This window comes from Sinorhizobium terangae, assembly GCF_029714365.1.
Taxonomy (GTDB): domain Bacteria; phylum Pseudomonadota; class Alphaproteobacteria; order Rhizobiales; family Rhizobiaceae; genus Sinorhizobium; species Sinorhizobium terangae.
In genome coordinates this window covers 201,845-220,693 of the sequence record NZ_CP121660.1, presented here as the reverse complement: position 1 = coordinate 220,693, position 18,849 = coordinate 201,845, and the positions used below count along the sequence as shown (strand labels likewise).

Here is an 18,849-nt window from a genome sequence, read left to right as displayed (position 1 = left end):
CATGCGGGTCCTCGTCAAGGGAGCGGGCGTTGCCGGCCTCGCCGTCGCGCGCGAACTCGTCGCGCGTGGCGCTGACATCACGGTCGCGGAGCCAGAGCCGGGCTTCGCGGCCGCCGCATCCTGGTACGCCGGCGGCATGCTTGCGCCCTGGTGCGAGCGGGAAAGCGCCGACAAAACCGTGCTCACGCGCGGCCGCGGCGCCGCCGACTGGTGGGACCGCGCGCTTCCCGGAGAAGTCCGGCGCAACGGAACCCTGGTCGTCGCGCTACCGCGTGATGCCGGCGAACTAAAGCGCTTCGCGTCCAGGACCTCTGGTTACGAGTGGCTCGATGCCGACGGCATTGGCGCGCTGGAGCCGGCGCTCGCCGGGCGGTTCCGGCAGGCGCTGTTCTTCCCCGGGGAAGCGCATCTCGACCCGCGCCGGGCGCTTTCGTTACTCAGCAAAAAGCTGGCGGCGCGGGGCGTCGCTTTCGTTCGCGACGAAGACGACGGCCGCTTCGACCTCCTCGTCGATTGCACCGGTGCGTCGAAGATCGGCAGCCTCGAAGGCTTGCGCGGTGTTCGCGGCGAAATGCTCTATCTCGAGACTGAAGAGCTCGAACTGTCGCGGCCGGTGCGCCTGCTGCATCCGCGCATTCCGCTCTACATCGTGCCACGCGGCGATGGGCTCTTCATGTGCGGGGCGACGATGATCGAGCGCGACGATGCCGGCCCGATCACCGCCCGGTCGCTCATGGAGTTCCTGAACGCAGCCTACGCTCTCCATCCGGCCTTCGGCGAGGCGCGCGTCCTCGAGAGCGGAACCGGCGTGCGCCCCGCCTTTCCCGACAACCTGCCGCGCGTCCTCCGTGCGGGAAAAACCATCATCGTCAACGGCCTTTACCGCCACGGTTTCCTCCTTTCGCCGGCCCTGGCGAGCGAAGCGGCCGGACTGGTCCTTGGCGAGCAAGACCGAAGGGAGATTTCTCGATGAGACTGATCGTCAATGGCGAAGAACAGGACGTCTCCGCCGCCACGCTTTCCGAGCTTCTGACGCAGCTCGATTTCGAAGGGGACTGGCTCGCAACCGCCGTCAATGGCGAATTGGTTCACCGAACCGATCGGGCAAACCGCCGGCTCAATGATCGCGACCGGATCGAAATTCTCTCGCCGATGAAGGGAGGCTGAAGATGCTGACATTATACGGACAGGAGCTCAGCTCGCGCATGCTGCTTGGAACGGCGCGATACCCCTCCCCCGCCATCCTCGCCGATGCCGTTCGGCAGGCGGGCACCGAGGTCGTCACGGTATCGCTCCGCCGTGAAACGGCCGGCGGCCGACAGGGCGGCGCCTTCTTAGAACTCATCCGCGAACTCGGCGTGCGCGTCCTGCCGAACACCGCCGGCTGCCACACAGTGTCGGAAGCGGTGCTGACGGCGAAGATGGCGCGCGAGGTCTTTTCGACGAACTGGATCAAGCTCGAGGTCATCGGCCATCACGATACGCTTCAGCCGGACGTGTTCGGGCTCGTCGAGGCGGCGCGCATCCTTGCCGGCGAAGGGTTCGACGTCTTCCCCTATACAACCGATGATCTCGTGGTTGCCGAACGGCTGGTCGAGGCGGGCTGCAAGGTGCTGATGCCCTGGTGCGCGCCGATCGGCAGCGCCATGGGACCGCAGAACATCGCGGCGCTTCGAACCATGCGCGCGCATTTTCCCGATATGCCGCTGATCGTCGACGCGGGCATCGGCCGGCCCTCGCACGCGACGACCGTGATGGAGCTCGGCTATGACGCGGTGCTGCTCAACACCGCCGTTGCCGGTGCCGGCAATCCGGCGCTGATGGCCGCAGCCTTTGCCAAGGCGATCGACGCAGGGCGTGCCGCTTTCGAAGCGGGCATGCTCGAACCGCGCGACATGGCCGTCCCCTCGACCCCCGTCATCGGAAAGGCAGTCTTCTCGTGAAGCTCGACCCGTTCTATCTCATCGTCGACAGCGCCGACTGGATCGAGCGCCTTGTGCCGCTCGGCGTGAAACTGGTGCAGCTTCGGATCAAGGACCGGAGCGATGAAGACATCCGGGGCCAAATCCGGGACGCGAAGGCGGTCTGTGCCCTCCATGGCTGCCAATTGATCGTCAACGACTACTGGCAGATCGCAATCGAGGAAGGCTGCGACTTCGTCCACCTCGGCCAGGAGGACCTTGCCGAGGCCGACGTCGCGGCGATCCGCTCCGCTGGACTGAAGCTCGGCCTTAGCACCCATGACGGAACGGAGCTCGAAACGGCACTCGCCGCCAAGCCGGACTACGTGGCGCTTGGACCGATCTACCCGACGATCCTCAAGAAGATGAAATGGGAGCCGCAGGGGCTTGCCCGCATTTCCGCCTGGCGCGAGCGCGTGCGACCGCTGCCGCTGGTCGCGATCGGCGGATTGAACACCGACCGGCTCGAAGGCGTCTTCACCCACGGCGCAGACAGTGCGGCCGTGGTCACCGACATTACGCTGAATGCCGATCCGGAAGGGCGGACGCGGGAATGGATCGAAAGGACCGCGCGCTGGCGCTGAACCACACGCTTGCGAAGATGCGCGGCTGGATGACGGACGTCACGCCGCGCGATCTGCGCGCCGGTTGGAGGCGAGCGTCGGATCCTGGGCGTATACGAGCCCGGGCCGGACGATCCATTCCCCGGCCCGGAGCGACTGGACATCGAACCGGCCGCTCTCGTCGCGCGGCGCGACACCGACGAACCGATACTGAAGGCCGTTGTCGTCGATGACGATCTCGCGGATCGGACGACCGGCGAGATGTCCGATTACGCTTCCTTCGAATTGCACGTTCGCCAGGATGAAATACTCAACTGGCAGGTTCCGGCTGGTCTTCCAGGTAATCCTGAAGCCGTTCTTGATCTTCATCGTCTCTTACTCACTGCAAGCGGCGGTCACGCCGCCGATACTGATCTCCAGGCCGGGCCCGCTTGACGCGACAACTGTGGAATTCTGAAGGCATCGCCCGCCAAAAACGTTTCCCGTTCGGCGCCACCGTGACCCGAAGTCGCATGGCAAATCGATACCTCACTCACCTCAAAGACATGAGGAACGCATAAGTTCCGGCAGGCCGGCACGTTGCCTTCGCTTGCGTCTTCGGTAAGGCGACCGTCAGCCTGCAGCTTCGGTCCGCGACTCGTCGGTCGCGGTCACGGCAAAGCTTCTTGTCACGGGAATCCAGCCAGCCCAAGTCCTTGGGCTGAAGAACCTCTTCCGGGCCGCAGACGCAGCGCTGCCGAATTTAAGATCTTGCAGCCGACTCCGCCGACGCGGAATTGCCGGAGAAAGCAAAGACGTCGATCGGTTCGTCGAGCCCCCTTACCGGATAGGAGCCGAGATTTGCCAACTCGCCCTGGCATTTCGCCATCTCGACGAAGGCCCTGGAGAGCAGAATGGGCCGCTTGATCACCTTTGTCAGGCTTTCGAGGCGGGACGCGATGTTCACGGCCGGCCCGATCACCGTGAAGTCGAGGCGTTTGCTTGAGCCGATGTTGCCGTACATCACGTCGCCGACATGGACGCCGATGCCGTAGCCGAGCGGTTCATGGCCCTTTTTCAGGTTCTCTTCGTTCAACCTGGCAAGCGCCGCCTGCGCTTCGCTGATCGCGCTGAGAAGATTGCTGCAGGCCATCGGATCGCTCAGCGGGAAAATCGCCAGCAGGCCATCGCCCATGAACTTGAGTATCTCGCCGCCATGCCGCTCGATCGGCTCGCACATCGCATCGAAATAGCCGTTCAGCAGCTCGATCACGTCGTCGCGCGGCCAAAGATCGGACAGTTTCGTGAAGTCGCGAAGATCGCAGATCAGGATCGCGGCGCCGACTGTCACGCCGCTGCCGCGCGTCGTCGCGCCGGCCAGGATCTGTTCGCTCGCATGCGGTCCGACATAGGTTTCCAGCAGCGTCCGGGCAAAGCGGTTCTTCAACCTGATCTCGCTGACAAGCGCCAGCACTGGCAGGAGATCGGCGAAGACCGCCATGTCGTCGTCGCTGAAGCCGCCCGGCCTGTCGCTAGCGAAGGTCACCGCATGCCGCTTGCCGAGCGTATGCTCGAGCGGCCAGATGAAATAGTCGGTGAGACCGCTGGCGCGCAGCTCATCGTAAAGGGGGTATTGCGGGCCGCCGGCCGCGGGGTCATCAAGGTGCGCCCGCACCTCCGACGCGCCGTTATTGAACTCGTGCAACGGACTGTTCAGATATTGCTCCGTGTCCTCGATGCCGTATTCATAGGTCTGGAGCTCCGCCTCCGACAGCCCCTTTCGCCAGAGGATGCGCGCGCCGATCCATTGCGGATGGTGGATCCTGAAATGAAGCGTCGCCCGCGCGACCGGGACGCCGGCCGTCACCAGCCGCTCGCACATTTCCACGAAGATGTTATCGATGAAACGCTCGCCGCGCGTCTCGTTGATCAACCAGTCGACGATTTTCCGCCCTTGGATCGGCCGGTTTCCGTCGTCCTGGCGCGCCTCGGCAAGATCCGGATTCAATAGCGACTGCATTGCGACACTCCGTCATCGCCGACAGCACCGTTGTATCTTCTCGGATCCAAACAGGTCGCTGCGGCACTTCGAATCGCTGCACGTTCCTACTGCAACCGACACTGATTCGAGCAGACATGCAGGATATATACATTGGGGTAATGTGGCGCACCGCGGCGTGATTTTTAAGGGGTCGGTTGTGGAAAAGCCCCGGAACGACTGTCCCGGGGCTTTCTTGCCGTCTGACCGGGAGAAAAGTCAGGCGGCCTGAACCTTCTTGGAAACGCGTGCCCATTCGGGGATCCAGTCGCGATGCGCCGCAAGCAGATCGTCCACGAGCGACCAGATCTGGTCGAGGTCAAGCTCGGCCGCCGTATGCGGGTCCATCATCGCCGCGTGATAGAGGTGCTCACGGTTCTCGGTGACGAGCGCCTGAACCGTCAGTTCCTGGACGTTGATGTTGGTGCGGATCAGCGCGGTGAGCTGCGGCGGCAGCGCACCGATATAGGTCGGCTGGATGCCGGACGCATCGACCAGGCACGGCACTTCCGCAGCGCAGTTCTCCGGCAGCGAGGTGATGCAGCCCTTGTTCCTGAGGTTGCCGTAGATGACCGAAGGCTCGCCCGTCCAGACCGAGTTCATGATCGATGAGGCATATTCGTGGCTCTCCGCGACCTCGATCGTCTCTGCCTCCTTGTAGGCCGCCGCCTGACCCTTCCAGCGCTCGATCTGCTCGATGCAGCGCTTCGGATATTCGTCGAGCGGGATACCGAATTTCTCAATGAGGTCCGGGCGGCCGTCCTTGATGAAATAGGGCGTGTACTCGGCGAAATGCTCCGAACTCTCGGTAACGAAATAGCCAAGCCGCGTCAGCATCTCGTAGCGCACCTTGTTCGGGCAGCGCGGGTTCCAGTGGCTGGGCTTCGGGAACCGCCCTTCGCGATAGCCGCGGATCAAATCCGGGTAGAGATCGCGATAGCTGCCGTCCTTCTGGCGGTGCTCGAACTTCAAATAAAAGGCCATGTGGTTGATACCCGCCGCGCGATAACGGATTTCCTCGACCGGAATGTCGAGATCGCGGGCAAGCTCGAAGGCCGTGCCCTGCACCGAATGGCAGAGGCCCACCTGCCGGATCGTCGGGTATTTCTCAGCAATCGCCCAGGTGTTGATCGCCATCGGGTTTACATATTGCAGCAGGATCGCCTCGGGGCAGACCTCAAGCATATCCTCGCAGATCTTCCAGAGATGCGGCACGGTGCGTAGGCCCCGCATGATGCCGCCGACGCCGAGCGTGTCGGCGATTGTCTGGCGCAGACCGTATTTCTTCGGCACTTCGAAATCCGTTACGGTGCAGGGCTCGTAACCGCCGATCTGGAAGGCGACGACAACGAAATCGGCCCCTTCGAGCGCCTTCAGCTGGTTCGAATGGGTCTCGATCTTTGCCTTCACGCCGAGCGTGCGCACGAGCTTGCCGGCGACGATCTCGCTTTCGGCGAGACGTTCGGGGTTGACGTCCATCAGCGCGATGGTAGCGGCGCAAAGCGACGGGCGCTGCAAGACGTCGCCGATGATGTTCTTCATGAAGACGGTGGAGCCGGCGCCGATGAAGGTGATCTTGGGTTGCCTGGTCATTTGATACCTCTGTTTGAAGGTCATGCGGCTACATCGAAGGCGGCCCTGACGAGCCGTTCGGTGTAGGCGGTCTTGGGATTGGAAAGAATTTCGCTCACCGGTCCCTCTTCGACGATCTTGCCGTGCTGCATCACCACCACGCGGTGGCAGAGCGCACGCACGACCTTGAGGTCGTGGGAGATGAAAAGATAACTCAGGCCCCGCTCGTCCTGCAGCTTGCGCAACAAATCGATGATCTGGGCCTGTACCGAAAGGTCGAGCGCCGAGGTCGGCTCGTCGAGCAGGATGAACTCCGGCTCCAGCGCGATCGCCCGCGCAATGGCGATGCGCTGGCGCTGGCCGCCGGAAAACTCGTGCGGGAAGCGCGACAGGATGTTGGCCGGCATGCCGGCGCTGACGAGTGCGTCCTGGACACGCGCCAGCCGGTCCTGGCGATTCTCTCCGATGCCGTTGACGATCAGGCCTTCCTCGATGATCTGCCCGACCGACATGCGCGGATTGAGCGAAGCGAACGGATCTTGGAAGACGATCTGGATCCGCGAGCGCAATGGCCGCATCGCCTTGCGGTCCTTGCCGTGGATCGGCTGCCCGTCGAAGTAGATCTCGCCGCTGTCGGTGTTGATAAGCCGGATCAGCGCCTGGCCGAAAGTAGTCTTGCCCGAGCCGGACTCTCCGACGAGACCGAGTGTTTCGTGCCGTCGCAGGTGAAGGTTCAGACTGTCGACCGCGACGAGCTCCTTCAGCTCCGGCTTGAAGAAACCGCCCTTCTTCAGCATGAAGGAAACCCTGACATCCCGGCCGTCGAGCATGATCGGCGCATTGTCCGGCAGCGGATTGGCCGCGCCCGAGGGTTCGGACGCGAGCAGCCGGCGGGTGTAGGCGTGAAGCGGGTTGGCAAAGAGGGCGGCGGTGGTGTTGTGCTCCTTCACCTCGCCGTACTGCATCACATAGACATAGTCCGAGAACTGCCGGACGACGGTCAGGTCATGGGTGATCAGGATCACGGCCATGCCGAGTTCCTTCTGCAGCTTGCGGATCAGATTCAAAATCTGCGCCTGCACGGTAACGTCGAGCGCGGTCGTCGGCTCGTCGGCGATCAGCACGTCCGGGTCGTTGGCGAGCGCCATGGCGATCATCACCCGCTGGCGCTGGCCGCCGGAAAGCTGATGCGGATATTGGTTCAGCCGCGCCTCCGGGTCCGGGATCTGCACATGGCGCAGAAGCTCCAGTGCCCGCTCGCTCGCCGCGCGGCGGCTGACGCGACGGTGGGCGCGGATCGCCTCGATAATCTGGCTCCCGATCGTGTAGACGGGATTGAGCGAGCTCATCGGCTCCTGGAAGATCATCGAGATCCGATCACCGCGCAGCGCCCGGCGCTGCTTCTTCGAAAACTTCAGGACGTCGCGGCCGTCATATTCTATGCGCGCCTGCGGAGCGATCGTCGCACGCTTGGACAAAAGCCCCATGACAGTCCGTGCCGTCACCGACTTTCCGGAGCCGGACTCGCCGACAATCGCCACCGTCTCGCCGCGATAGAGCTGGAAGGAGACATCCTTCACCGCCTCGACGGTGCCATGCTCGACCTTGAAAGTGACCGCCACCTTGCGGGCGTCGATGACCGGTCGCGTATCCTTGGTGTGGCGGTCGCGCCTTTCTTCAGGAGCCGGGACAATGGTTTCTGTCGTCGCCATCGGCGTGCTCCTCAGTAGGGGTCGATTGCGTCGCGCAGGCCGTCACCAAGCGCGTTGAAGGCGAAGACGGTGACGAGCACGAAGGCGACGGGCGAGAGAATCCAGGGATAGGAACCGATCGCCGAGTAATTTGCCGTGTCCTGCAGCATCAGCCCCCAGGAAATGAGCGGCGGTTTCACCGCAAATCCGAGGAAGCCGAGGAAGGATTCGAGCAGCACCACCTGCGGGATCGACAGCGTCACCGCGACGATGACGTGGCTCATCACATTCGGGAAGATGTGCTGGAAGATGATGCGCCGGTCCGTCGCGCCGATCGCGATCGCCGCGCGGACGTAGTCGATCCGCGCGAGCGCCAGCGTCTTCCCACGGACCTCCCGCGACATCTGCGCCCAGCCGAGCGCCGACATCACGATGATGACGAAGGCGAGGAACACGCTTGTCGGCGCCGTCACCGGAATCAGCGAGGCGAGTGCCAGATAGAGAGGCAGTTGCGGAAAAGCGAGCACGAGTTCGACGAAACGCTGCACCCAGGCATCGAAGCGTCCGCCGAAATAGCCGGATACCATGCCGACGGTCGTGCCGACCACTGTGACGATGAAGACGACGACGAGTGCGATCATCAGCGAGATGCGCGAGCCGTGGAGAATGCGCGAGAGCACGTCACGGCCGAACTTGTCGGTGCCGAGGAAATGGACTGCCGTCCCGTCAACCGCGCCGAAGAGATGGCGCTCCGCCGGAATGAGGCCCAGAAGCCGGTAGGATGCTCCCTTGACGAAGAAGCCGAGGATCTGCGGGTTGTCGTAGTCCGGGCCAACCACCGGCTGGAAGGTGATCGGGTCGAGCTCCTCCGTCTCGCGCACCGGATAGCTGCGCGGAGGGAAGACGAAATTGCCGTCCTTGTCGTGGATGCTGATTGCCTGCGGCGGCGCAAAGCCGACGCCGGTTGCCTTCGGATCGACAGGCGACAGGAAATCGGCAAAGAGCGCCATGAGGATCAAAAGGCTGACGAGGATCAGGCCGAGGACGCCGGTCCAGGACCGCTTGAGTCGCCGCCAGACGAGAGCCGAATAGCTTTCGTTGTGGTGCTTTTCCTCCGGTTGCTCCTTCGGCTGCGTGGCAACCGGGATGGTGCTGTGTGTTTCGACGCTCATGCGTAGGCCCCTCCCCCCATACGAACCCGCGGATCGAGGGCAGCAAGCAGCAGGTCGGCGATGATGTTGCCGACGATCAGGGTTGCCGACAGAACGAGCATGAAGGTCGCGGTCACATAGACGTCGCCCACCCACATCGAACCGACGATCGCCGGACCGACGGTCGGAAGCGCGAAGATGATCGCCGTTTCGATCTCGCCGGTCAGCATGTAGGGAAGCACCACGCCCTGATACATGATCAGCGGATGCAGCGCGTTCGGAACGGCATGCCGCATGACGACGGCGCCTTCGCTGAGCCCCTTGGCGCGAGCGGTCTCGACATATTGCGCGTTCAAGGTGTCGAGCAGGTTGCCGCGCATGACCCGCATATTGTAGGCTAGGCCGCCGAAGGTCGCGATCGCGACGACCGGCCAGACATGCTTTACCAGATCGACGAACTTGTCCCACGACCAGGGCGCGCCGCCGTAACGGGCGGAATGGAAACTGTTGATCTCGCTGACATTGAAATGGAAGACGAGGACATAGACGATGATCAGCGCCATCAGGAAGCGCGGCACCGTCATGCCGAGAAACGAGACGGTCGAAAGCAGGCTGTCGACCCAGGAATATTGCCGTGTCGCTGCGATGATGCCGAAGGATATGCCGAGAAGCGACGCCAGAATGTGGCACACCAGCGCGAGTGCAAGCGTGCGCGGCAGGCGCTCGCCGACGACGTCGGCAACCGGCTTGTTGTAATAGAGGCTGTGGCCGAAATCTCCGCGCGTGAGAATCCCGGTCATCCAGTTGACGTATTGGATCGGCAGCGGTTGATCGAGGCCGTGCTCCTTGCGATAGGCCTGCGCCTGGGCGTCGGCTTCCTCGAAGGAGGCCCCGCCCTGATTGATGAGCTGCGAGCGGATGTAGTCGCTGTAGTCGCCGGGCGGCGCCTGGATGATGGCAAAGGTCGCCACGCTCAGGACAAGCAATACCGGAATGGCAGAGGCGAGGCGGACAAGCAGAAACCTGAACATGCCGTTTCCTTCTGTCGTTCGTCGCGCGGGACCCCGGTCTTTCCGGCCTCCCGGGCGCATTGAAAGGGCGCCCATCCTTCCGGCTCCACCACGGGAAGCCGGAAGGATGGTTCAAGGCTTAGTTGATCGGCCCGCTTTCACCCGGCTTGCCGGGAAGCTGCTGCGGATAGAGCTCGTAGTCGCCCTGCTTGTCGGCCGCGACGAAGACCCGCTCGCGGATGATCGTATCTTCGGCCCAGTTGAACATGAAAATCGGAGCACCGGTCGGAATGTTCGAGAAGCGCTTGTTGATGATCAGCGCGCCCGGATATTCCGTCAGGCCGACCGTATCGACATTGGTCGTCGAGATTTTCTGGAACTGCTTCATCAGCTCCGCCCGCTCGTCATTGTCGTTGCTGGCGATGAACTTGTTGACGAGATCGACGAGTTCCTGCTCGTAGGGCATCAGGTCGACGGTGCCGCTTTCAGGGGCACGGTGGTGCCAGCTGGTGCGGGGACCGGTCGGCGCTAGCTGCGTCGTGTTCTGCACCACCGACGTCAGCTCCTGCTCGTTGCGGCGGATGAGCCAGTCGAATTTGCCGGCATATTGCGTCGCGTCGCGCTTGGTGCCGTCGACGGCGTTGAGCACGACCTTGATACCCAATTGCTCCATCTGCCCGATCAGGCCCTCGGCGAGGTTGCGGTCGGTGCCGTAGTCGGAGTTGACGAGCAGCACGATCTGCACGTCCGCGCCGCCTGCGGTTCCTTCCGGAAAGTTGACGAAGCCGTTGCCGTCCGTGTCCTTGAGCCCGGCCTTTTCGAGCAGCGCCTTGGCGCCTTCGAGGTCGAAGGGATAGTAGACCGTCGACTGCCGGTCGTAGAAGCTCGTGCCGGAGGAGAGCCCGCCCGGATAGATCGCCGTGAACGGCCCCTTGACCAGCGCTTCGCCGAGCTTCTTGCGGTCGACCGCCATGGTGACTGCCTTGCGGAAGTCGAGATTGCGATTGAGCTCGCGCACCGCCTGGGCCCGGGCATCCGGCTCTCCCCAGCCATTGGCCGAGAAGTTCATGCGCAGATTGTAGCCGATCACGCGGGGACCGAAGGCAAGCCGCGCCGGCGCCGCCTCGTCGGCCGCGCGTTTCAGCGACTCGACGAAATTTTCCGGCTGCTCCAGGTTCGAGAAATCGCCGGAGCCGGCAATCGCCTGCACGTCACGATCGGCCCAGGTCGAAAGCTTGTAGTGCAATTCGTTGAGGTAAGGCAGCTGGTTGCCGGCTTCGTCCACCTTCCAGTAATAGGGATTGCGGCGCAGCACGATGATGTCGTCCGCCCGGTAGGCGACCGGCACCCAGGCGCCCATCACCGGAATGTTCAGGTATTCTGCCGGAAAGCCGTTCTTGTACTGGTCATAGGTCGTGCCGGCATATTTCGGATGCTTGGTCTTCAGGATATGCGACGGGCCGGGGCAAAAGGTGCCGTAGGCCATGGCGTAGAGGTGCTGGCGTGGAAAGGCCTCCTTGAAGGTCCATTCAACCGTGTATTTGTCGATCTGCTTCAGCGTGGTTCCGACCCCGAAGGTCTCGGGCGTCGCGCCGTTCAACGGCGAAACGTTCGGGTCGACGACATTGTCTTCCCAGTAGAACATCACGTCCTCGGCGTCGAAGGGATCGCCGTCCGACCATTTCGCGCCCTCGACGAGATGCATGGTAAGCTTGTGGCCGTCCTCGGACCACTCCCAGCTTTTCGCGAGGTTCGGCAGCGGCTCCACGTCGGCGGCCTCGACCTGGAAGAGCGGCGCGGTGCGCGTCAGGCATTCGGACATGCCTATGTCGATGCCGCCCCAGCCCTGGGTCTGGCCGGCGCTGTAGTTCCAGCCTTCCGGCCGGCCGCCGATGACATGGCGCAGCACGTCGCCATAGACGCCGACGCCGTCCGGCATGTTGCCGGTCTTGAAGACCATCGGCTCCTTCGGCAGCCGCTCGGCAACCGGCGGCAGCTTGCCGGTCTTGACGAATTTCTCCGTGACCCAGTCCGGCTCGTGATATTCCGGCAGCGCCTTGAACTCCAGCAGCGCGTCGCGCGGTACAAAGGTGATCTTGCCCTGGGCCGGGAATGGCGGTTGCTCGGGCACGACGGTCGGTTCGGACGCCCAGGCCTCGACGGCGAAGGCGGAAATACCGCCCAGCAGGGCGGCCATTATCTTCAATCGGTGCGTTTTCATTGCCTCAGGTTCTCCCTCCTGTCATCGCCATGCCGGGGCGGCTGGCGCTCCTCCTTGCGTCGCGGGCGCGGCGTGTCTCCTCACACGAATGCCCATCACGCGTAATTCAATGTGCGGGCGGTTTACCTGCACTGGTGATCCCCCTCCCGCCTCAAATGCCCCTCATCCGGCCTGCCGGCCACCTTCTCCCCGCAGGCGGGGCGAAGGGACTCGCGGCGGCCGCTCCGTCCCCTCTCCCCGCCTGCGGGGAGAGGGCTAGGGTGAGGGGCAATCCCGGGCCAGAGGGGGGTAGCTGGTGTCACCCATCATTCAAGTCCACCCCGCACGAACCTACCCCGCAACGCGCAGCTTTGCCGCTTCCTTCTCCTGACGGATTTCCTCGATCGAGCGCACCTCGCGGCGCGCAGCACCTTTCCAGTCGCGGGTCTTGACCGTCGCGCGGGCGAGCCGCTCCTTCGCAGCGTCGATCGCGTGGGCGTATTGCGGCAGCCATTCGACCTGGGCAACCACCATCTCGTCGACCATCTGCCACACCTCCTCCGGCGTGCAGATGGCGCCAACCAGCGGATCGTGGAGCACGGCGAGCTTCAGAAGCTCGATGTCGCCGGAAATCGCCGCATGAACCGACATGCGCTGGACGTTGATCGACGAGATGCAGGTGGCCGCGCAGGCCTCCGGCAGCGTGATTCCCGAAACCATGTTGATGCCGAAGCGATCGACGAAGCCGGGCGATTCGATGATCGCATCCGCCGGCAGGTTGGTGATGACGCCATTGTTCTTGACGTTGAAGTGGCCGCGATAAACCCGGCCCGTCTCCAGCGCTTCGAGGATATGGCTCGCATGTTCGTTCGAACGCTTCGCCGCATCGATCGGCTTGCCGGCGGAAGCGAGCAACTGCGGATATTCCGTTTCGAACCAGTTGCGGGTTTCGGTCGAATAACGCAGGTAGCCGCCGGTCTCGCCATGGATCCAGTCCGACATGTCGATCCATTTGGTAATCTCTTCCGGACGCTTGCGGTACCAGGGCAGATATTCCGAAAGGTGGCCGTTGCTTTCCGTCGAATAGACGCCGAAGCGCTTCAGGACATCGATCCTGAGCTTTTCCTGCTTCGAGAAGACCGGATGGGCCTCGAAGGCGGCGACGAGCTCGTCCTTGCCGATCTTGCGGCCATTGAGGCGCACGTCGATGAACCAGGTCTGGTGGTTGATGCCCGAGCAGATGTAGTCGAGCTCGCCATCCTTGGCGCCGAGGATTTCGGCGATCTGCTCGGCTCCGTGCTGGACGCCGTGGCAGAGACCGACGGTGTCGACCTTGCCGTATTCGATCGCGGCCCAGGTGTTCATCGCCATCGGGTTGGCGTAGTTCAGGAATTTGGCGCCGGGTTCGGCAACTTCGCGGATATCCTTGCAGAAGTCGAGGATGACCGGAATGTTGCGCTGGCCGTAGAGAATGCCGCCGGCGCAGATAGTATCGCCGACGCACTGGTCGACGCCGTATTTCAGCGGAATGCGGATGTCGTCGGCATAGGCGCCAAGCCCACCCACCCGAACGCAGCTGATGATGTAGCGCGCGCCTTCGAGCGCCCTGCGGCGATCGGTGGTGGCGGTCACCCGCGTCGGCAACCTGTTCGCCTCGACGATGCGGTCGAGGATCGTCTTGATCATGCCGAGGTTGTGCTCGCTCAAATCGGTGAGCGCGAATTCGACGTCCTGGAGCTCCGGCACGGAAAGAATGTCGGTGAAAAGCTTCTTGGTGAACCCGATGCTGCCGGCACCGATAATGGCGATCTTGAAGCGGCTCATGGTCGTCTCGTCCCTCCTCGTCCTGCGGAATTCGCGCAATAAGGGTAAAATCAATTCATCGAATTGACCTTGGTCGCAAAGCGCGATCTCTTCCTCCCAGGCCATATTCCCTTGCGGAAAAGCGGCCGTCTTGCGCGATCTGCCGCCATTATGTGTATAATCGACCGCACGACTAGAGAGGTATTGTGCTTTCATGGGTAATTCTGTGCTGCAGGATTTGATCGACCGCGGCCCGGTGATGAGGACGGTTTCGCTGCCGCGGGGAAGGCAGAGCCTGCACACCATGCCGACCAGCACCGGCTATGAGATCAGGACCGATGCGACCTATGACTGGGACGGACGCAAGCGAGGCCAGACGCCGTTCACCGTGCTGCAGCACACGATTGGCGGCGCCGGCAACCTGCGCTACGAGAACCGAACCTATCGTTTGCGCGAAAGCGATACGCTGCTTCTGCTCGTGCCGCACAATCATCGCTATTGGCTGGAGGACGGGGGCCGCTGGGAGTTCTTCTGGATATCGATGAACGGTGAGGAGGCGCTGCGCATCCATCGAGCGATCCTGGCTGTCACGGGGCCGGTCTTGAAGCTGCAGCCGGAAACGATCGAGCATCTCGCCGATTGCAGCCTGCGGCTCATCACCGGCGGCGAGACGCCGGGCCGTGCCTCGGCGATCGCCTACGAGGCGGCAATGACGCTCTATGACGACGTCTTCGGCTCGCACCCGGTCTTCAGCCAGGAATACCGGACTATGCAGCATGTCATCGATCACATCATGACGAACCTCGAAAAGCCGCTGCCGGTCGAGGAACTGGCAAAGGTCTCAGGTCTCAGCCGTGCGCATTTCTCGCGCGTGTTCGCGGCGAGCGAGGGCATGCCGCCGGCCGAGTTCGTCCTACAGAAGCGGCTGCAGCGGGCGGTGAAGCTGCTCACCAAGACCGCGGACCTGCCGGTCAAGGAGGTCGCGATCCTATCCGGCTTCGAGGACCCGAACTATTTCGCCAAGGTCTTCCGCCGCGTCTTCGGCGCCAGCCCCACCGAGTTCCGCACCACGGGCATGTATGCGAGCGTGCCCGCAAAAGCTCAGAAGGTAAGCGAGTCCGTGACCACGCTCGCTGCTGCTTGCGATTGAACGCGACGCGTGCGCTCACAAGCAAGCAAGCGGGGTCGCTCTCTCGCTGCGAGAAGGCGGGCCGTCTGAGGAACAAAGCATGGCGTTCCCTGTTGGATGCGAAGGTCCGGCCCACGGCACGGACTGATGACACCCGCGAGGAACAAACATGCCCGACGCACGGGATTCAAGCAGTTACTGGAACGCGACCTGCGACGCTCCGGGTTTTCCCCGTCTGGCGCAGGATACCACCACCGACGTCGTCATTATCGGCGGCGGCATCGTCGGCTGCACGACGGCACGCCTCCTCAAGGACAAGGGTCTGCGCGTCGTCCTGCTGGAGGCTCGCAGAGCGGGCCGGCAGGTGACGGGCAAGTCAACCGCCAAGATGACCTCCCAGCACGGGCTCATCTATCAGACACTGGAGCAGAAGTTCGATACAGACCACGCCCGTCTCTACGGCGAGGCGCAGCAAAGCGCCATCGAAAAGATCCGCAGTCTCGCCCGCGAGCATTCGATCGATTGCGACATCGAGGAGAAGTCGGCCTTCGTCTATACCCGCGAGGAAAAGTCGGTCGACCGTATAGAGACGGAAGCAGAAGTGGCGCGGCGCCTGGGCCTACCGGCCGTCCTCACCCGCGACACAGGACTGCCATTCGAAGTATCGAGCGCGATACGCTTCGATGGCCAGGCGCAATTCCATCCGACGAAATATGTAGCGGGTCTGGCGCAAACGATCCCAGGCGATGGCTGTCATGTCTTCGAAAACAGCCCGGTCACGGATTGGGAGCCGACGCGCGTGGTCACGCGAACGGGTAGCGTCGGCGCACGCCACGTCATCATGGCGACCCATCTCCCGCTCGGCCAGATCGGAGGCTTCTACACGGCGGCTCATCCCTATGCCGAGCCCGTTGCCGCCGCGCGTATCCAGAGCCCGCCGCCGGGCATGTATATCAGTGTCGATCAGCCCGGCCACTCGATCCGCACCCACAGGCGGGAAAACGGAGAGGTTTACGCGATCGTTGCCGGCGAAAGCTTCAAACCGGGTCATACCGACGATGAGCGTCGATACATGGCGGATCTGCAGCGGTGGCTGCTTGAAAACTTCGATTCGGGACCCATCGAGTACCAATGGATCAACGAGGATTACTCGTCTGTCGACAAGCTGCCTTTCGTCGGCTGGTCAGCAACCAAAGACGGCTACCTTGTCGCGACCGGGTTCGCCGCTTGGGGGATTTCAAACGGGACCGCTGCCGCGATGATCCTGGCGGAACTTGCGGCAGGCAACCACCACCCCTGGCTATCGCTGTTCGATGCCACACGGACGACAGTATTCGGCGGAGCCGCGCAGTATGTAAAGGAGAACGCGATCGTCGGCGCCCACCTGGTGGGCGGCTATCTGTCTCGCAAACTGCATTCCTTTGACGAGCTTCCGCCAGGGCAGGCCGCTATCATGCGGATCGACGGCAAACATGTTGCCGCCTACAGGGACGATGAGGGCCGCGTGCACAGCGTGTCGGCCGTATGCCCGCACATGGGCTGCATCGTCGGCTGGAATGAGACCGACCGAACCTGGGATTGTCCCTGCCACGGATCGCGTTTCGGTCTCGATGGAGAAGTCATGCACGGACCTGCCACCGCGCCCCTTGGCTCCGCCAGCACCGGATGAACGAGCGTCCGGTGGCCAAGGGCATTCCGCGTCGGATTTCAACGGTTTAAGCTTGTCTCGGCGCAAGTTTCCAAAACTGCCGCTTGCAAATGGCGCAGCGTCAGTAAAAATTTACTTGTGCGCTCGCGCCAAGATCGTGTTCCCACGTTTGCCGCGTGGCATCGACCGATGATCCCTGATAATCCTGGGCGGCTGAGACGAGGACAAGTGCAACATGGTTACGATAAAGGAAATCGCTTCGGCGGTCGGCGTATCATCGGCGACCGTTTCGCGGGTCTTGAACTACGATCCGACGCTGTCGATTTCCACCAGCAAGCGTCAGGCGATCATCGAGACCGCCGAGGCGCTCAATTATGCGACACCGCGCAACCGCATCCGCGCCGCGGCTCAGGGCGGCGGCGCCGGGCTGAAGATCGCGCTCGTCCATTTCCTCGATCCCGCCCAGGAACTTGCAGATCCCTATTATGTCGGCGTCAGGCTCGGCATCGAAAGCCGCTGCCAGGCGTTGAAAAGCGAGGTCGTCAAGGTTTTTCTGACCGGGAGCGCTCCCGAGGCGGCAATGCTGGAGGGAGCCTCGGGCGTGGTGGCCGTTGGCCACTACTATGGCGACGAGCTCGAATGGCTACGCCGCCATAGCCGGCACCTGGTGTTCGCCGATTATGCGCCTGCCGGAGACGTGGACGACGCGGTGCTGAGCGACGTTTCCCTCGCCATGAGCCGGCTCTTGGCAGCCATCCACGGCATGGGCTATCGCCGCATCGGTTTCATCGGCTGGATCGACGCCTTCTACGGCCCCGACAACATCCATGCGGAACGTCGCTGCCGCACCTACATCGACTGGATGACCAAGGCCGGCCTCTATGATCCGGAATTGTGCATGGTCGAGCGAATGACACCGGACAGCGGCTATACGCTCGCCAAGGCGATGCTGTCGAAGCCCAATCCGCCGACAATCCTGATCACCTGCAACGACAACATGGCGCTCGGCGCCTATCGCGCGATCCATGAAATGGGTTTCAAAATTCCTGACGACGTCGCCGTGGTTAGTTTCAACGACATTCCCGTCGCACAGTTTCTCGGGCCCCCGCTTTCGACGGTAAAAATTCCGGCGGAACTGATCGGGGAAACCGCGGTCGACCTGCTTCTCGAGCGCCTTTCGGGGCGCGAGATCGCCAAAAAGGTGGTGCTCGGGACGGAAATCATCTGGCGTGGCAGTACGCCCTTTCAGGATAGTGGTCGGCTTAGGCAATCGGTGTAAGTAGGCGAAGACTGGCTCCTCTGGCCGCACATTGTCGCCCTTGAGTGGTCCGGCTTGCATCGGCGTATATTCCGCTTAGAATATCCGTATATTCCGAATGAGATATACGCCGGAGAATGCCGATGTCCCTCTATATTCGCGACGATACCGTTGACGAGCTTGCAAAGCAGGTCCAGCAGGCAACCAAGGCCCCCAACAAGACCGAGGCGGTGCGCAGAGCGCTGCTCAACGAATTGGAGCGGGCCCGGAAAGCCATCCCGTTGAAGGACCGGATCAAAATACTTCAGGATGGGGTCCGCGCCATGGGCGAGGACGATCGGAATTTCGACATGAAGAAGTTCACTGACGAGCAGTGGGGCGGCATCTGATGTTCCTGGATGCCTCCGCAATAGTCGCGATCCTCGGTGACGAGGAAGATGCGGATACCCTGATCTCCAAGATCGAGCATTCGAACAAGCCAATCTACTATTCGTCGCTTTCCATATACGAGGCGGTCATTAGCCTCGCCCGCAAGAAACGGGACGGCGCCATTGGAATCCAAGCGCCAATTCCGCCCGACCTGATCGATCTTGCGCAGCGGCACGTTGACGCGTTCATAGAGACAATAGGCGCGAAAGAGATTGTCATCGATGGTGCAATGCATCGCACCGCGATCGAAGCCTGCCGGATCTATGGCAGCGTGGTCGCCCATCCCGCAAGGCTCAATTTTGGAGATTGCTTTTCCTACGCGTGCGCGAGGGTGCACGACCTTCCGCTTCTCTTCAAAGGAGATGATTTTTCACAGACCGATATTGAGCCCGCGTGAGCTCACTTGGCCCGGCCACG

Annotated in this window: 17 protein-coding genes; 9 read left to right on the top strand and 8 right to left on the bottom strand. The window is 62.5% G+C overall.

Annotated features, from left to right (window positions below; genetic code table 11):
• Window position 1: 1 nt before the first annotated feature.
• The 4 genes from thiO to QA637_RS19735 are packed head-to-tail and all read left to right on the top strand — an operon-like array spanning window position 2 to window position 2,545.
• The gene (gene thiO / locus QA637_RS19750) at window positions 2–973 is read left to right on the top strand and encodes a glycine oxidase ThiO (RefSeq protein WP_283067391.1); all 972 of its coding nucleotides are present in this window, start codon (window positions 2–4) and stop codon (window positions 971–973) included.
• A complete protein-coding gene (thiS, locus tag QA637_RS19745; protein WP_283066399.1) occupies window positions 970–1,167 on the top strand; it encodes a sulfur carrier protein ThiS in 198 nt (65 codons plus the stop codon). The genes thiO and thiS overlap by 4 nt, the downstream gene beginning before the upstream one ends.
• 2 nt (window positions 1,168–1,169) lie before the next feature.
• Window positions 1,170–1,943, top strand: coding sequence for a thiazole synthase (locus tag QA637_RS19740; protein ID WP_283066397.1), 774 nt, complete (start codon window positions 1,170–1,172; stop codon window positions 1,941–1,943).
• Window positions 1,940–2,545 carry a thiamine phosphate synthase gene (locus tag QA637_RS19735; RefSeq protein ID WP_283066396.1) on the top strand — a complete coding sequence of 202 codons (606 nt, stop codon included), beginning with the start codon at window positions 1,940–1,942 and terminating at the stop codon, window positions 2,543–2,545. The genes QA637_RS19740 and QA637_RS19735 overlap by 4 nt, the downstream gene beginning before the upstream one ends.
• 39 nt (window positions 2,546–2,584) lie before the next feature.
• Here QA637_RS19735 and QA637_RS19730 read toward each other — a convergent pair whose 3' ends face one another.
• From QA637_RS19730 to melA (QA637_RS19695), 8 genes are all read right to left on the bottom strand, one after another.
• Window positions 2,585–2,893, bottom strand: coding sequence for a hypothetical protein (locus QA637_RS19730; RefSeq protein ID WP_283066395.1), 309 nt, complete (start codon window positions 2,891–2,893; stop codon window positions 2,585–2,587).
• Between the two features lie 373 nt (window positions 2,894–3,266).
• Window positions 3,267–4,523, bottom strand: coding sequence for an adenylate/guanylate cyclase domain-containing protein (locus QA637_RS19725; RefSeq protein WP_283066393.1), 1,257 nt, complete (start codon window positions 4,521–4,523; stop codon window positions 3,267–3,269).
• Window positions 4,524–4,760: 237 nt separating this feature from the next.
• Entirely contained in the window at window positions 4,761–6,134 is a 1,374-nt protein-coding gene (gene melA, locus QA637_RS19720) for an alpha-glucosidase/alpha-galactosidase (protein ID WP_283066390.1), read from the bottom strand.
• Between the two features lie 20 nt (window positions 6,135–6,154).
• The gene (locus QA637_RS19715; RefSeq protein WP_283066389.1) at window positions 6,155–7,825 is read right to left on the bottom strand and encodes an ABC transporter ATP-binding protein; all 1,671 of its coding nucleotides are present in this window, start codon (window positions 7,823–7,825) and stop codon (window positions 6,155–6,157) included.
• Between the two features lie 11 nt (window positions 7,826–7,836).
• Window positions 7,837–8,976 carry an ABC transporter permease gene (locus tag QA637_RS19710; protein ID WP_283066388.1) on the bottom strand — a complete coding sequence of 380 codons (1,140 nt, stop codon included), beginning with the start codon at window positions 8,974–8,976 and terminating at the stop codon, window positions 7,837–7,839.
• On the bottom strand, window positions 8,973–9,986 hold the full coding sequence (locus QA637_RS19705) for an ABC transporter permease (RefSeq protein WP_283066387.1): 1,014 nt from the start codon (window positions 9,984–9,986) through the stop codon (window positions 8,973–8,975). Before QA637_RS19705 ends, QA637_RS19710 begins: the two co-directional genes overlap by 4 nt.
• Window positions 9,987–10,104: 118 nt before the next feature.
• Window positions 10,105–12,186 (bottom strand): ABC transporter substrate-binding protein, encoded by a 2,082-nt coding sequence (locus QA637_RS19700; protein ID WP_283066386.1) that lies wholly within the window; start codon window positions 12,184–12,186, stop codon window positions 10,105–10,107.
• A gap of 330 nt (window positions 12,187–12,516) precedes the next feature.
• Complete coding sequence (gene melA / locus QA637_RS19695) at window positions 12,517–13,989, bottom strand: alpha-glucosidase/alpha-galactosidase (RefSeq protein WP_283066384.1); 1,473 nt, start codon at window positions 13,987–13,989, stop codon at window positions 12,517–12,519.
• A gap of 193 nt (window positions 13,990–14,182) precedes the next feature.
• Here melA (QA637_RS19695) and QA637_RS19690 point away from each other — a divergent pair, with 193 nt between their 5' ends.
• The 5 genes from QA637_RS19690 (at window position 14,183) to QA637_RS19670 (ending at window position 18,829) form a co-directional block, all read left to right on the top strand.
• Window positions 14,183–15,118 carry an AraC family transcriptional regulator gene (locus tag QA637_RS19690; protein ID WP_153441735.1) on the top strand — a complete coding sequence of 312 codons (936 nt, stop codon included), beginning with the start codon at window positions 14,183–14,185 and terminating at the stop codon, window positions 15,116–15,118.
• A 148-nt stretch (window positions 15,119–15,266) separates the two neighbouring features.
• Complete coding sequence (locus tag QA637_RS19685; protein ID WP_283066382.1) at window positions 15,267–16,766, top strand: FAD-dependent oxidoreductase; 1,500 nt, start codon at window positions 15,267–15,269, stop codon at window positions 16,764–16,766.
• A gap of 214 nt (window positions 16,767–16,980) precedes the next feature.
• Window positions 16,981–18,024, top strand: a complete 1,044-nt coding sequence (locus QA637_RS19680) for a LacI family DNA-binding transcriptional regulator (protein ID WP_283066381.1) — start codon at window positions 16,981–16,983, stop codon at window positions 18,022–18,024.
• Window positions 18,025–18,146: 122 nt separating this feature from the next.
• Window positions 18,147–18,392: a type II toxin-antitoxin system VapB family antitoxin gene (locus QA637_RS19675; RefSeq protein ID WP_153441732.1), complete on the top strand. Its 246-nt coding sequence runs from the start codon at window positions 18,147–18,149 to the stop codon at window positions 18,390–18,392.
• Window positions 18,392–18,829, top strand: coding sequence for a type II toxin-antitoxin system VapC family toxin (locus QA637_RS19670; RefSeq protein WP_153441731.1), 438 nt, complete (start codon window positions 18,392–18,394; stop codon window positions 18,827–18,829). The genes QA637_RS19675 and QA637_RS19670 overlap by 1 nt, the downstream gene beginning before the upstream one ends.
• The last annotated feature ends 20 nt before the right edge of the window (window positions 18,830–18,849 follow it).

Excerpts from the sequence above, each read along its gene's own strand:
- QA637_RS19670 (WP_153441731.1), top strand. The coding sequence starts at position 18,392 with ATGTTCCTGGATGCCTCCGCAATAGTCGCGATCCTCGGTGACGAGGAA.
- QA637_RS19680 (WP_283066381.1), top strand. The coding sequence starts at position 16,981 with ATGGTTACGATAAAGGAAATCGCTTCGGCGGTCGGCGTATCATCGGCG.
- QA637_RS19685 (WP_283066382.1), top strand. The coding sequence starts at position 15,267 with ATGCCCGACGCACGGGATTCAAGCAGTTACTGGAACGCGACCTGCGAC.
- QA637_RS19690 (WP_153441735.1), top strand. The coding sequence starts at position 14,183 with ATGGGTAATTCTGTGCTGCAGGATTTGATCGACCGCGGCCCGGTGATG.
- QA637_RS19725 (WP_283066393.1), bottom strand. The coding sequence starts at position 4,523 with ATGCAGTCGCTATTGAATCCGGATCTTGCCGAGGCGCGCCAGGACGAC.
- QA637_RS19715 (WP_283066389.1), bottom strand. The coding sequence starts at position 7,825 with ATGGCGACGACAGAAACCATTGTCCCGGCTCCTGAAGAAAGGCGCGAC.
- QA637_RS19710 (WP_283066388.1), bottom strand. The coding sequence starts at position 8,976 with ATGAGCGTCGAAACACACAGCACCATCCCGGTTGCCACGCAGCCGAAG.
- QA637_RS19705 (WP_283066387.1), bottom strand. The coding sequence starts at position 9,986 with ATGTTCAGGTTTCTGCTTGTCCGCCTCGCCTCTGCCATTCCGGTATTG.
- QA637_RS19675 (WP_153441732.1), top strand. The coding sequence starts at position 18,147 with ATGTCCCTCTATATTCGCGACGATACCGTTGACGAGCTTGCAAAGCAG.
- QA637_RS19740 (WP_283066397.1), top strand. The coding sequence starts at position 1,170 with ATGCTGACATTATACGGACAGGAGCTCAGCTCGCGCATGCTGCTTGGA.
- thiS (WP_283066399.1), top strand. The coding sequence starts at position 970 with ATGAGACTGATCGTCAATGGCGAAGAACAGGACGTCTCCGCCGCCACG.
- thiO (WP_283067391.1), top strand. The coding sequence starts at position 2 with ATGCGGGTCCTCGTCAAGGGAGCGGGCGTTGCCGGCCTCGCCGTCGCG.
- melA (WP_283066384.1), bottom strand. The coding sequence starts at position 13,989 with ATGAGCCGCTTCAAGATCGCCATTATCGGTGCCGGCAGCATCGGGTTC.
- melA (WP_283066390.1), bottom strand. The coding sequence starts at position 6,134 with ATGACCAGGCAACCCAAGATCACCTTCATCGGCGCCGGCTCCACCGTC.
- QA637_RS19730 (WP_283066395.1), bottom strand. The coding sequence starts at position 2,893 with ATGAAGATCAAGAACGGCTTCAGGATTACCTGGAAGACCAGCCGGAAC.
- QA637_RS19700 (WP_283066386.1), bottom strand. The coding sequence starts at position 12,186 with ATGAAAACGCACCGATTGAAGATAATGGCCGCCCTGCTGGGCGGTATT.